This window comes from Actinosynnema sp. CS-041913, assembly GCF_050942485.1.
Taxonomy (GTDB): domain Bacteria; phylum Actinomycetota; class Actinomycetes; order Mycobacteriales; family Pseudonocardiaceae; genus Actinosynnema.
Genome location: NZ_CP192037.1, coordinates 6,276,321 through 6,290,124, shown reverse-complemented (window position 1 = coordinate 6,290,124; position 13,804 = coordinate 6,276,321). Strand labels below are relative to the sequence as shown.

General features: G+C 74.0%; 8 protein-coding genes and 2 pseudogenes. 1 reads left to right on the top strand and 9 read right to left on the bottom strand.

What is annotated here, in order from left to right; all coding sequences use genetic code 11:
* Positions 1 to 264: 264 nt before the first annotated feature.
* Entirely contained in the window at positions 265 to 3,477 is a 3,213-nt protein-coding gene (locus ACQPZF_RS27990; protein WP_433261868.1) for a S8 family serine peptidase, read from the top strand.
* A gap of 118 nt (positions 3,478 to 3,595) precedes the next feature.
* Here ACQPZF_RS27990 and ACQPZF_RS27985 read toward each other — a convergent pair whose 3' ends face one another.
* The 9 genes and pseudogenes from ACQPZF_RS27985 to ACQPZF_RS27945 form a co-directional block, all read right to left on the bottom strand.
* Positions 3,596 to 5,161: a PH domain-containing protein gene (locus ACQPZF_RS27985; protein ID WP_433261866.1), complete on the bottom strand. Its 1,566-nt coding sequence runs from the start codon at positions 5,159 to 5,161 to the stop codon at positions 3,596 to 3,598.
* A 15-nt stretch (positions 5,162 to 5,176) separates the two neighbouring features.
* Positions 5,177 to 5,305, bottom strand: coding sequence for a hypothetical protein (locus ACQPZF_RS27980; RefSeq protein ID WP_433261864.1), 129 nt, complete (start codon positions 5,303 to 5,305; stop codon positions 5,177 to 5,179).
* Between the two features lie 45 nt (positions 5,306 to 5,350).
* Positions 5,351 to 6,933: pseudogene (locus ACQPZF_RS27975) on the bottom strand (FAD-dependent oxidoreductase).
* Positions 6,934 to 6,978: 45 nt separating this feature from the next.
* Positions 6,979 to 7,035 (bottom strand): annotated as a pseudogene (locus ACQPZF_RS27970) (PadR family transcriptional regulator); the annotation flags it as partial.
* Positions 7,036 to 7,075: 40 nt separating this feature from the next.
* A complete protein-coding gene (locus tag ACQPZF_RS27965) occupies positions 7,076 to 9,769 on the bottom strand; it encodes a hypothetical protein (protein ID WP_433261862.1) in 2,694 nt (897 codons plus the stop codon).
* Entirely contained in the window at positions 9,760 to 10,773 is a 1,014-nt protein-coding gene (locus ACQPZF_RS27960; RefSeq protein ID WP_433261860.1) for a hypothetical protein, read from the bottom strand. Before ACQPZF_RS27960 ends, ACQPZF_RS27965 begins: the two co-directional genes overlap by 10 nt.
* Positions 10,763 to 11,725 carry an AAA family ATPase gene (locus ACQPZF_RS27955; protein WP_433261858.1) on the bottom strand — a complete coding sequence of 321 codons (963 nt, stop codon included), beginning with the start codon at positions 11,723 to 11,725 and terminating at the stop codon, positions 10,763 to 10,765. Before ACQPZF_RS27955 ends, ACQPZF_RS27960 begins: the two co-directional genes overlap by 11 nt.
* Positions 11,726 to 11,737: 12 nt before the next feature.
* Positions 11,738 to 12,955: a toll/interleukin-1 receptor domain-containing protein gene (locus ACQPZF_RS27950; RefSeq protein WP_433261856.1), complete on the bottom strand. Its 1,218-nt coding sequence runs from the start codon at positions 12,953 to 12,955 to the stop codon at positions 11,738 to 11,740.
* Positions 12,956 to 12,957: 2 nt separating this feature from the next.
* On the bottom strand, positions 12,958 to 13,803 hold the full coding sequence (locus ACQPZF_RS27945) for a DUF4231 domain-containing protein (RefSeq protein WP_433261854.1): 846 nt from the start codon (positions 13,801 to 13,803) through the stop codon (positions 12,958 to 12,960).
* Position 13,804: the final 1 nt, after the last annotated feature.

Genomic DNA, 13,804 nt, shown 5'->3' with positions numbered 1-13,804 from the left:
GAATGGGGAAGACGTTGGCGGCCCTGCTCCGGACGCTATCGGCGACGGGCCGGCGGCTGCGTCGGCCGGACAGCGGAATGACCGCGCCGGTCGGTGAGACGCCGGTCGGTGAGACGCCGGTCACCGGCCGGGAGCCGGCCGGGGGCCACCAGTCGATACGGACAACTTCGGCCGACGAGCAACGAGATAGCGCTCTGCGGTGTCTTAGTCACCGAGGGGAGTGGCGGCCGACCAGGTGCCGCCACGGTGAGGGAAAGGGTCCACATGACCCGCAGGAGAACACCACTCCTGGTCGCGGGCCTGGTGACGGCGGCGACCATGACCGCTGTGACCGGCTCCGCGACCGCGCACGCGGAAGAGCGCGCCGCACCCGGCGGACCGGAGGGCACGGTCACGCTGGTGACCGGCGACCAGGTCACGGTGCGGGGAGGGAGGGCACAGGTGCGGCCGGGGCAGGGCCGGGCGGACGTGTTCTTCCTCCAGCGCAAGGACGAACGGGGCGACCTGCACGTCGTGCCCTCCGACGCCGCGCCGGCGGTGCGGGACGGGCGGCTGGACGAGCGGCTGTTCGACGTCACCGGCCTGATCCGGGCCGGGTACGACGACCGGTCCAGCCCCGTCACGCCGCTGATCGTCACGTCGAGCGGCACGCGGATCGCCGGCGCGGCCGACGTGCGCGCGCTGCCCAGCGTCGGCGGCTACTCGCTCGACGCGGCGAAGACCACCGCGTTCTGGTCCGGCGCACGGGCGGCCGGCGTCGACAAGGTCTGGCTGGACGGCCCCGTGCGGGCCACGCTCGACCGGAGCGTCCCGCAGATCGGTGCGCCGGACGCCTGGCGGGCCGGGCACACCGGGCAGGGCGCGACCGTCGCCGTGCTCGACACGGGTGTCGACCCGACCCACCCGGACCTCGCCGGGGCGGTCGTCGAGGCGAAGAACTTCAGCGACAGCGCCGACACCGACGACCGCGTCGGCCACGGCACGCACGTCGCCGCCACCATCACCGGCGCGGGCCGGTACCAGGGTGTCGCGCCGGACAGCAGGCTGCTGGTCGGCAAGGTGCTCGGCGACCACGGCGGCGGCCGTGAGTCGGACATCATCGCCGGCATGGAGTGGGCCGCCGCGGCGCGCGCCGACATCGTGAACATGAGCCTCGGCAGCGCCTGGCCGACCGACGGCTCCGACCCGATGTCCCAGGCGGTCGACCGGATCACCGCCGACACGGGCGTGCTGTTCGTCGTCGCGGCGGGCAACAGCGGGCCGTCCGACCAGACGATCGGCAGCCCGGCGGCGGCCGACGCGGCGCTCACCGTCGGCGCGGTGGACCGGGACGACCGGCTCGCCGAGTTCTCGTCCCGCGGTCCGCGCTGGCTGGACGACGCGATCAAGCCCGACATCACCGCTCCGGGCGTGGACATCGTCGCGGCGAAGGCCAAGAACGGCACCATCGGCAACCCGGTGGGCGACGCGCACGTCGCGCTGTCCGGCACGTCCATGGCCACCCCGCACGTCGCGGGCGCGGCGGCGATCCTGGCCGCCCAGCACCCGGACTGGACCGCCGCGCAGCTCAAGGGCGCGTTGATGGGCAGCGCCAAGCCGAACCCGGCGCTGTCGGTGTACGAGCAGGGCGCGGGCCGGGTCGACGTGACCCGCGCGGCACGGCAGCCGGTGCACGCGTCGCCGTCGACGCTCAGCCTCGGCACGGCATTGTGGCCGCACCACGACGACGCGCCGATCGAGCGGAAGATCGGCTACCGCAACGACGGCACGGCCCCGTTGACCCTGCGCGTCGCCGCGGACGTCAAGGACCCGGCGGGCAACGCCGCACCGGCGGGCATGGTCGCCGTGACGCCGGCGGAGATCACCGTCGCGCCGGGTTCGTCGGCCGAGGTCGCGGTCACCGTGAAGACGTCGCTGGACGGCCCGGACGGGATCTACAGCGGCGCGCTGGTCGCGGTCGGCGGCGACACGGCGGTGCGCACGCCGATCGGCGTCACCAAGGAAGTCGAGAGCTACGACGTGAAGCTCAGCTTCCTGGACCACGACGGATCGCCCACGCCCGAGTACTTCTTCCGGTTCGTCGACGTCGTCCATCCGCGCGCGTACGTGCGGCACGACCCGTCGGGCACCGTGACGGCGCGCATCCCGAAGGGCACGTTCTACTTCGACTCCTACGTGCAGACCCTCGGCGACGAACGGCTGATCACGAATTTCATCGAGCCCGCCATCACCGTCGACGGTCCCGCCGAACTGGTGTTCGACGCCCGTGCCGGGAAGACCATCGAGGTGGCCGTGGACAAGCCGAACGCGAAGGTCGGCTACGCGACCACGTTCTTCGACATGAAGACGGAGTGGGGCGACACCGGCAGCGGCACCATCGGCAACGACTTCGAGGGCCTGCTGTTCGCGCCGTCGAAGACCTCCGCGCCGGACCGGGCGACGTTCGCGGTGACGGCGCAGCTCGCGGAGCCGGACGGCGCGGGCGGCTACGTCGGCAGTCCTTACCAGTACTACGTCGGCTGGTCGCACGACGGCGGGGTGCCGGCCGCGCTGTCCCGCCGGTTCGCCGACCGCGACCTGGTGAGGGTGAACTCGCTGAGCGCGTCGTCGGCGGCGGACAAGCGCGGCTTCCGCGACTTCATGGCGGGCGGGCCGCTGCCGTTGCGGATCACCGAGCACTACTCGCCGGGTCTCGACTGGTACGGCTCGTTCGCCGTGATGACGGCCGCGAACGCGTTCCCGCCGGAGTCGTTCCAGCAGACGGCCGCGCCGCGGCGGTTCCAGGCCGGGCGGCCGGTGGCGGAGAAGTGGAACATGGCCGTGTACGGTCCCGCTTTCCCTTACATGGCAAGGCCTGACGAGTGGGCGGCGCGGCTGGGTGACGAGGTGCGGGTGTCCGTGCCGATGTTCACCGACCAGGACCCGAACCGCTACGGGTTCGCGGAGACCGTGAAGGCGCGGACGACGCTGCACCGGAACGGTGCGCCGGTCGGCGAGTCGGGGTCGGCGGGCAGCGTGCGGGCGGTCGTGCCCGCGGGCAAGGGCACGTTCGAGCTGCACACGGAGGCGCATCGCGCGGGCGTGTCGGAGCTGTCCACCAACGTGTCCGCGACCTGGACGTTCGAGTCGGACACCGTGGCCGGCGCAACCCCGGCCGGACTGCCACTGCTGGCGGTCCGGTTCGCGCCGGTCCTGGACGACCGGAACCGCGCCGCCGCCGGCCGGCCGTTCGCGTTCCCGGTGTACGTGCAGCGCAACGCTGCGGTGAAGCCGGGTGATGTGCGGACTTCCGTGCAGGTGTCCTACGACGACGGCGCGTCCTGGAAGCCCGTGCCGCTGGTGAAGCTGGGTGAGCGCTGGTTGGCGGCGGTGTCGCACCCGGCCGGGGCGAAGTACGTGTCGCTCCGGGCGTCCGCGAAGGACAAGGACGGCAACGCGGTCGAGCAGACGATCATCCGCGCTTACGGCCTGAAGTAGTCGCCGACCCGTTGGACCCGTCTCACCGCGGGTCCAACGGGTTGTCCGGCACGCGCCGGCCGGAGCAGACCTCCACGCCGGTCAGCCTGGGGGCACCTGGCTTCGGGCGGTCGTGTGCTCAGGTCAGCAACAGCACCGCGCCCGCCGCCAGGGTGAAGAACAGCGCCACCGGCAGCGCGCCGCCGAAGCGGGAGGTCAGCTCGCCGCCGTGGGGTGACGTGTCGTGCAGGCGGCGGGCGATGGCGCCCAGTTCGGTCACCGGGCGGCGGCTCTGGGCGAGGGTGAAGCGGGCTCCCGAGTCGAGTTCCAGGACCAGGCGGTCGCCGTCGCGGCGGATCGAGGTCACCGCCGACCACGGCACGTGGTAGGTGCGCAGCCAGGAGCGGACGGTGGCGTGGTCCTGGTGGAAGACGGCTGACGGGCGGCCACGGACCCAGCCCGCCACCGCGCACGTGCCGGCCGTCCACAGGGCGGTCAGGACGATCGGGCCGTCCAGGGTCGCCGCGCCGGCGGTGAGGAACACGGCGGCGGCGAAGAGCCAGCGGCTCGCGACCACGTCCCGGTGGTGCGGCTGCACCGGGAAGGGCAGCGGTGGGATTTCCAGGGCCACGCCCAGGAGTTCCTCACCGGGGTCGTCGAAGCGGGGGACCGTCCGGTGGTACGGGCGCAAGGGGCGGTTGGGCAGCAGGACGGTGTCCGCGCCCACCAGGACGACCCAGCCGCCGTAGCTCAGGTCGCCCACCGCCAGCATCCGGTCGTCCTCGAACGGTCTCGACACCGGCATCGAGCCGAACGGCTTGCCGTCCACCGTGTGCAGCACCGCCCGGCCGCGCGGGTCGGCGCGGACCAGGACCTCCACGGACGGGGACGGGGTGGCGAAGACGCGTTGCCACGCCCGGCGGCCGGCGACGTCGCGCAGGCGCAGGAAGGCCGCCATGCCCAGGGTGAGGGCCATCACGGTCAGCGGGAACGTCACGTCCTCGGGTTCGGCCACCAGCTCCGCCCACTGGCCGTCCACCAGCACCGGCACGTCCATGCCGACCGCGTACGACGCCGGGACCAGCACGTCGAACGTCCGGCGGGACGACGGCAGCTCCAGCGTCACGTCGTACTCGCCGACCGTGACGACGGTGCCGCTGACCCGCACGGCCGCCGCCGTGTGCTCGGCCGCGTCGGTCGAGTCCACCGCGTACTTCCCCAGCGCCAGCACGCCGACGAGCAGCATCAGCACCGCCACCACCGACCGCCCGGTGAACCGCACGGGCGTCGGGTGCGGCACCAGGACGGGTCGGCTGATCCCGCCGAACACCCGGTGTTGCGCCCGCCGCGCCTCCACCAGCCACAACGCGACCGCCACGCACGCCAAGCCGTGCAGCCCGAACGCCAGGCGGATGCCCTCGTGCGCCTCGAACACGACTTCGACCAGGCCGAAGCCGGCGCCCAGCGCACAGCCGAGCACGGGTTCCCGCCACAGCAGCACGGGTGTGGCCAGCAGTGCCGCCGCGAACACGGACAGCCACGGGTCGGGGTAGCACGGCGCGGCCGGGGTGCAGCCGGACGTCGTGGTGACGGCGTAGCCGAAGGCCACGCCCCAGCCGACCAGCAGCACGCCCTTGTAGACCCAGGCCGGCACGGCGTGCGCCTCCCAGCGGCGCAGGTCCTCTGCGGTGAACGGTCGGCTCATACCGCAAATCCTGCGTTACGACACGCCGCCGTCCGCCACCAGCCCCGGGTAGTGGGCTTCACCGGCCGTGACCTGTGTCGTGCCGGCCGCAGCGGGCTCGCCGACCATGAACAGCGCCGTGCCGGCCCCGCCGGTCGTGGACAACGCCGTGTCCGCCCCATCGGCCGCCGCCCGGAACCCCGGAGCCGCCTAGATCGTCGCCGCCAGCCGCGTGCCCTGGTCGACGGCACGCTTGGCGTCCAGTTCGGCGGCGATGTCCGCGCCGCCGATGACGTGGGTCACCACACCTCGTGCCGCCAACACGTCGGCGAGATCGCGCACGGACTCCTGACCCGCGCACACCACCACCGTGTCGACCTCCAGCACACGCGCCCCCACTCGGCACGCCACTCGGCGACGGAGAGCGCGGGGGACCGGGTGAGGAATTCGGTCACGTCCACCCCGATGCCGCCGGCGCCGATCACGGCCACCCGCGCGCCGACCGGAGCGCCGCCGCGCACCACGTCCACATAGGACAGCGCGTGTTCGATGCCCGGGATGGCCGGCACCCTCGGCACGACACCGGTCGCGACCACCACCTCGTCGAAGCCCGCCACATCGTCCGCCGTGGCGCGCCGACCGAGGTGCAGCCGCACGCCGGTCAGCTCGACGCGCCGCCGGTAGTAGCGGATGGTCTCGGCGAACTCCTCCTTGCCGGGGATCCGCCGCGCGATGGCGAACTGCCCGCCGATGTCGTCCTCGGCCTCGAACAGCTCGACGGAGTGCCCGCGCTCGGCCGGCGTCACGGCGGCCGACAGCCCGGCCGGACCCACTCCCACCACGGCGACCCGCTTGGCACGGCGGGTGGGCAGCAGCTTGAGCGTGGTCTCGTGGCCCGCGCGGGGGTTCACCAGGCAGGACGCCTTCTTCAGCGCGAACGTGTGGTCCAGGCACGCCTGGTTGCACGCGATGCACGTGTTGATCTCGTCCGCCCGCCCGGTCTCCGCCTTGCGCACCCACTCCGGGTCGGCGAGGAACGGCCGGGCCATCGACACCAGGTCCGCGCCGGCCGCCGCCACCTCCCGGCCGAGCGCGACGACCTCGTCCCAGGTCTGCCCGTCCGGGACGAGGTCGAGCATCGAGAGCCGGTACACGATGATGAAGTCCGGCCCGGCCGCGTCCCGGCACCGCCGCACGATCTCGACCGCGATCCGCCGCCGGTTCTCCGCGCTGCCGCCCCACCGGTCGGTGCGCCGGTTGGTGCGCGGCGCGAGGAACTGGTTGATGAAGTAGCCCTCGGAGCCCATGATCCCGATGCCGTCGTACCCGGCCTCGCGGGCCAGTTCGGCGCTGCGCGCGAACGCCGCGATCTGCGACCGGACGCCCCGGTCCGACAGCGCGCGTGGCCGGAACCTGCCGATCGGGGCTTTGATCGCGGACGCCGAGACGGACAGCGGGTGGTACGAGTACCGGCCCGCGTGCAGTAGCTGCACCGCGATCTTGCCGCCCGCCTCGTGCACGGCGTCGGTGATCACGCGGTGGTGGCGTGCCTCGCGGTGCGTGGAGAGCTTGGACGAGAACGGGTAGAACCAGCCCGCCCGGTTGGGGGAGAAGCCGCCGGTGACCATCAGGCCGACGCCGCCCCGGGCGCGTTCGGCGAAGTACTCGGCGAGCTGGTCGAAGTCCTTGAAGCGGTCCTCGTTGCCGGTGTGCATCGAGCCCATCAGCACCCGGTTGCGCAGGGTCGTGAAGCCCCGGTCCAAGGGGCGCAACAGGTTCGGGTAGTCGGTCATCGCCGGTCGTCCTCCCGCATCGCCGCCGGCACCTTCGTCGCACCACTCGACCAGCCCCTGCTCGGCGCGGATGCCGCCGCGCAGCACGAGGTACTGGTGCAACGGCGCGCTGTGCAACCAGTTGCATAATCGGCCGGCGGCTTCAGCCGAGCGCGCGGATGCTGCTCAGCGTGGCCGCCTCGTGCTCCCGGTAGACGGCCGGCAGGCGTTCGGCCAACGGGCGCAGCAGGTCCAGTGCCTCGTGCAGCGCACGCAGCGCCGCCGCGGTCTCGCCGTCGGCCACCAGCAGGTCGGCCTGCCGCCGGAGGGCCGATGCCAGTTCGGCGTCGTACCGGTGTGCGTCCAGACCGTTGAGCACGCGGTAGATGTGGATGGCCTCGGCCGTCGCGCTCACCGCGTCCCGGCCGTCGCCCCGCGAGGACAGCCGCGCCCCGTAGTCGAGCAGCGCCGACGCGAGCACCTGTTGGTGGCCGGTCAAGGCGAACCGGCCCAGCGAGTACGACACCGAGATGGCCTCCTGCGCGACGTCGATCGCCCGCTGGTGCCGGCCCGCCGCCAGCAGGAGCCTGCTGTACAGGCACAACGCGTCCGCGAACGCCGGGCGGTAGGACACCGGGTCGGCCGCCGCGCGGGTCCGCAAGGTCTCCGCCGTCCGCTCCATCGCCCGCACCGCCCGCCAGATCAGCCCCGCCGCCGCGTACCGCTCCGCCAGCGCCGACCGGCCGCCCGACTCGGGCAGCACGTCCACCAGCCGCTCCATCACCAGCGCCAGGCCCAGCGCGCTGTCCTCGTCGTGCGACAGGGACAAGGCCCGCTGCCACAACGTGTGCAGCGACCCGATCCGCGCGTGCGCCGCGAACTCCGCCAACACCGCGTCCGACGTGTGCACCAGCAGGTCCGGGTGTTCGGCGGCCAGCGTGTCCAGCAGGTCTTCGCGGGGCCACGTCATCACGGCCGTCCGCAGGGCGCTCGCCGCCACCTCGCCGCCGCCGGTCAGCAACCGCCGGAACAACGCCCACGCCACACCGCCGGACAGCCCGAGCACGTCCCGCCCGTTCACCGCCCGCTCCACCAGCGCGTCCGCCAGGCACAGCGGCCGTAGCGGCTCCACCACATTGCGCTCGGCCGCCGGGTACCGCTCCTCGTACCGCGCCAGTAGCGTCTCCGCCCGCGCCGCGTCCGGGGCGACACCCAGGCGCACCAACGCCTCCGCCGCACCCCACCGGGACAGCGGGTGCGCCAGCGTCGCGACCAGCACCACCATCGCCAGCCCGACCTTGTCCTCCACCCCCGCCCGCCACGCCGCCACCTCGCGGTCCAGCAGGTGGTCGGCCAGTTCGCCGCGCTCGTCCGCGGCGCCCAGCGCCGCCGCCACCGCCGCCATGTGGATGACGTCCAGCGACCTGGCGCGCCGCACCGAGACCGGCACCGACCGGGTGTCCACCCGCGGCGAGAACTCGCGGACCGTCGCCGCGTACGCCGCCAGCGGGTCGCTGATCGGCGGCAGGAGCTGCTCGGTCAGCACGACACCGTCCACTTCGGACGCCAGGAGGTGGCAGGCCGCCTCCCACCAGGCGTGGTTCTCCCGCGCCAGCACCAGCACCCGGGCGGGCGGGCGCAGCCGCGCCACCAGCTTCGCCAGGCGGGCCGGGGGCCACGCCGGGGCGTCCACCACCAGCAGCAGGTTCGCCGGCGCGTCGAACGGCACCGCCGACGGCCTCGCGGGACGCCGCACCTCCCACGCCTGGTTGCCCGCGATGGTGGTCAGCACGTGCGCGAGCTGGCCCTTCCCGGTGCCCGGCGGACCGTGCAGCAGGCGGACGCCCACCCCGCCGCCGCCCAGGAACCACGCCGCGAGCTCCGCCTGCGCCCCGTCGCGCCCGGCCGGCGGGAACCGCTCGGTGTCGGCCAGCAGCCTGCTCGGCAGCGGGCTGTGCCGGTTCGGGGCCCGGTCCACCAGGTCGCCGCGCCGCATGGTGAGCACCAGCCCGGTGCCGGAGCGTCCCCGGAAGTCGCCCGCCGGCGACTTCACCGACACCACCTCGCCGGACGGGACGCGGACCGTGCGCAGGTAGCGGCCCTGCTCGTCCAGCAGGTCGATCAGCGCCGGCTCGGTGTCGGGCACGTCCAGGCAGGTGCTGCCCGCCGTCCGCGTGCCGCCGATGTCCACCAGGTCGCCCTGCCACGCCAGCCACAGCCGCCGCCGGCCCAACGCGTCCGCCACCGGCCGGAGGTGCCCGGCCCGGATGTCCTCCGGCGGGCTCGCCGACTCCAGCGCGTCCTCCGCCAGCTCCTGGTTCGCGACCGCGTGCAGGAGCCACCCCGACACCTTGGCGCGCGCCGCCGCCGGCAGCCGGTGCCACCCGCCGTAGAGCCAGTCCGCCAGACCCGCACGGCCCTCGACGGCCAGCGAGTACAGCGCCGACCGCAACTTCGGCTCCGGGTCCACGTCGGTGAGCACGCACTGGACGATGCGCTCCTCCAGGCGCAGCGCGGGGGACAGGCAGTGGTCGTGCGCATTCGCCAGCACCTGCCACACCCGGTCCGCCGGCGGGGTGCCCAGCCGCACCCGCAGCGCGCCGCGCAAGGCGGGCAGCAGGTCGCGCCGCAACGCCACGCCACTGGGCGAGCGGCTGCCGATCCAGTCGCCGAACCACAGGTCGGACTCGGCCGACACGTCCAGCAGCGGCAACGTGGTCAGGCGCATGGCCCGCATCAGCTCGGGCTCGATGCGGGTCGCGCAGCTCAGCATCACGGCCAACTGGACGTCGCCCGGCAGGTCGGGGAAGTCGTGTTCGGCGAGGGTCTCCTCCAGCCGGGTCGCGATCAGTCCCACGACGACCTCGCGCGCGCTCCGCTGACGGTCGTCGTGCGGTCCCAGCACACCAGCGGCAGCAGCGCGCGCAGCCAGCCCGGCCACCGCCGGGGCGGGAACGGCAGCAGGCCGATCGGCGAGCAGCCGTGCCAGCGCAGGATCGTGGTGAACCTCGCCCACTCGGCCCGCCGCGACCGGTGGCGCTCCAGCGGCGAGCCGCCCAGGCCCAGGTCCGACAGCAGCAGCACGCGGCAGCCCGGCGCGGGCGGGTGGTACGGGCCGGCCACGTCGCCGTCGGCGTGCCACACCCCGCGCAGCGGGCTGTCCGCGAAGTGCCGGACCTCGGTGGCGTGCTTGCCGACCACCGCCCGGACCTGGTCCACGAGCGCCCGCTGGTCGGTGGCGAACGGGGCCATCGCCGGCCCGACGTCCACCAGCACCTGCACGCCGAACCGCGACGTCCGCACGTTCTCGCGGGGCAGCGCCCGGATCGGCAGGCCGCGGGCGATCGAGTCGACCAGGGCGGGCATGTCGACCTTGCCGTCCGGGACCGGCCGGGACAGCATCGTCTGGAGGATCGCCCGCTCCGAGCGCGGCGACAGCAGGCTGACGTGCCGGGGACGGGCGTCCAGGTGGCGTTCCTCGGGCTCCGGGACGGGCTTCACCCGGCGCCACACGTCCGGCTCGTGCTCCTCGGTGGTCCACGCGACGTCGGGGATGGTCGGGAACGCGGCCGGCGTCGAGGCCTGTCCGGGAGCGTCAGCGGTGGTGTCGGCCGGGGCGTCCGGCTGCTCGGGGAGCGGCGGATCGCCGGGGAGGTCGCCCACCACGGTCACCGGCACCTCCACCGCGACGTGCTCCACGACGATCGGGGTCACGGGCCGCTCTCGTACGGCGACCAGGCCGAGCAGGGCGGCCGTCGTTCGCAGCTTGCCCGCGTCGGTGATGCCGAGGACGTGCGCCGCGCGGGCCAGGTCGCCGACCCAGATCGCGCCCGTGCCGGGTGGGGCCGGTTCAGTGGACATGGTCGGGTTTGAGGAGGGTCAGCTTCAGCAGTTCCTCCCAGGTCGCCGTGTCCCGCCGGATGCCCAGCCGCAGGCACGCCCGGTACGCGTCCAGGAACTCCGCCGTGCTCGGCGGGCGCTGCCCGTTGCCCTTGGCCTCGCCGCGGGCCTCGTCCAGCCTCCGCGCCAGGTCGCCCGCCAGCTCCTCGTCCGCCTTGCTGTGGTGGGCCCTGGCGATGGCCACCAGCCGCTGGGGGTCCGGTTCCGGCAGCCACGCCACCACGCAGCGGCGCAGGAACGCGCGGGGCAGTTCGCGTTCCTCGTTGGTGGTGACGACCACCAGGTGCCGGGCCAGGCCGGGCGCGGTGAACGCGGTGCCGGGCGGCTCGACCTCGGCGGTGGGCGGCTCCTTGGCGATCGTCCGGTCGATCTCGGTGACGTGGAACTCGCCGCTGCCCAGCGGCACCAGCAGGCCGTTGGGCAGGTCGGGGTCGGCCTTGTCGATCTCGTCGATCAGCAGCACGGCGTGGTCGGGGAACGCGGGGGAGCGGTTGCCCTTGTCCACCGCGCGGTCCTTGACCGGCATCCCGTCCTGCGGGTGCGAGCCGCGCAGCGCGGCCGACCGCGGCGCGAACGCCCACCACAGCGGGCCGGGGTCGATGTACTTGTGCTCGTGCCACTTGCCGCGCTGCCCGTCGGCGAGCCGGGCGTCGCCCAGCCGGCGCACGCTGTCGAACGTCCACAGCAGGTCCTGCGCCTGGGTCCGGGCGGTGACCACGTGCTTGTAGAAGCGCCAGCCCTCCTGCCGGGCGATGTACGGCGCGAGCGACGACTTGCCGGAGCCGGGATCGCCGCGCAGCAGCAGCGGCCGGCCGGTGGCCAGCGCGATGCGCACGGCGTGCTCCAGCTCGTCGGTCATCAGGTAGACCGCGCCGTCCCGGTCCGGGGTGTCCACAGTGGACGAGATGGTCATCCGTCCTGCCTCTCAGACCGATTCGGCGAGCTTGGCCGCCCGGTTCAGGTCGTTGACGAACTGGTGCGCCAGCTCCTCGGCGTCGGCGTCGAGCGCGTCGAGTTCGAGGACTTCCGGTCGTGCCACCCGGCCCCGCGGACCCAGCAGCAGGATCGCGGCGACGTCGGGGAACTCCTTCTGCAGGTCGTCCAGCGCCTCGTGCAGCCGGGCCGGCCGGACGCCCTGCGCGATCACCACCAGGTGGCATCGGCCGGCGGTGCCCCTGGTGGCTTCGGCGACCTCTCTGCGCAGTTCGGCGGACATGCTGCGGCCGGCGTCCTCGCCCGCGACGAAGCCGATGTCCCGCACGGTGATGTTCGCGTCGTCGAAGCAGAAGGCCACGTCCAGGTAGTGCCGGCCGACCCACGCGTGCGAGGCGTTCAGCGCGGCCCGCAGCGGGATCGGCCCGTCGTCCGACGGGCGCAGCTTCCGGGCGGACGCGCGGTTCACCCAGCTCGGGTGCAGCAGCCGGACCAGGCGGGTCAGGTCCTCCGAACCCATGCGCCACCGCAGCACGCCCACGGCGCGCACGACTCCCGGCTGTCCGCCGTGGTTGAGCAACTGGATCGCGAGCAGCAGGTCGCCGGCCACCGCGCGGGTCGCGGTGCACAGCTTTTCCTCGATGCCGAGCGCCTTCGCGCCCTTGTAGCGCAGCTCGTGGTCCACGGATCTGAGCTGGTAGCTGAGGCGCTCGGCCCACGTGGCGTCCGCCGGGTCCAGACCGGGCGGCAGGCAGGCGAACACCGACGTCACCTTCGCGACGACCCGGTCCACCTCCGCGGGCCCGGCGGCGGCGTCCAGCTTGACCGCCTGCACCAGGTCGAGGTCGGTGAACCCCATGGCCTTCACCTGCCTGGTGCTCAGGTCGTCGACCAGCACCGGGATCACGTGCGGCGTGCCGCGGGTGGCACGGTTGTGCAGCGCGACGATCGTCTCCTGGCGCGCCCGCGGCGACTTCACCGCGAACTCGTCCAGCAGCACGATGAACGCGTCGCACCGGTCCAGCGCGTTCGTGACCTCCGGACGCCAGTCCATGCCCGGCCCGATGTCCTCCAGGTCCAGGAACACCGTGTAGTTCAGGCGTTCCAGCTCGTCGTGGAGCCGGTCCCGGAGCAGCGAGGCACGGGTCGGCGTCCCGTCCCGGTAGGTCCGCTGCCGGGAGCTGTGGCTGATGAAGACTCTGTCGCGCACGGTCAGCCCTTGCCTTCCGCCGTGTTCCACTGCGCCAGCCACGCCTCGTTCTGGGTGGCCAGCAGCACTTCGCACTCGGTGACGACGTCGGCCCCGAGCCGCCCCGACGACCACCGGCCGCGCAGCGACTCCAGCCGCTGCGCGGTCCGGTCGTACACCAGGGCCAGGTACTCGTGCCGGGCGGCGGCGCTGTGCGCGGCGACGGCGGTGGCCGCCGTGGTGAGCGCGCCGATCCACCCGGCGGTCTGGGTGTTCCCGGCCGCGGCCAGGCCCGCCAGCGCGCCGCCCAGCACGGTCAGCGACACCTGCGCGTAGCGGAACCCGGCCGCCCAGTGCGCCAGTCGCGTCGCCTTGGGCCGGTAGTACTCCTCCAACTGGCCGGTCAGTCGAACGTCCACATAGGACGGCACGTCGTGGACCGCGGGCGGCTTCCGGTCGTCCGGCCGCTGCCGGGCCACGCGCGAGCCGGTCGCCTGGTCCTCCGGGATCAGCTCGGCGGTCCGCTCGTCCAGCACGGCGTCCCGGTCGCCGTCCAGGTACCGGCCCGCGCGCGCCAGGAACGAGTAGACCTCGCTCTTCAACGCCTCGGACACGGCGCGCAGCTTGGTCGCCGTGCGCAGGTCCGCGCCGGCCCTGGCCGCCAGCGCCGCGCCGACCGCCGTCGCGCCCGCGCTCAGCCCGGCGTACGCCGCCGATCCGGTGCCGGCCGCCGCCGCGCCCGCCGACGCCGCCCCGACGACCAGCAGCAGCGTGAGCCGGCGCGACCGGTCCAGCCCCCTCTTGGCCCGGTCCGCCGCGAGCGACCAGCGCCGCTGCAACCGCCACACCCGGGCGGAAGCGGTGTCCACG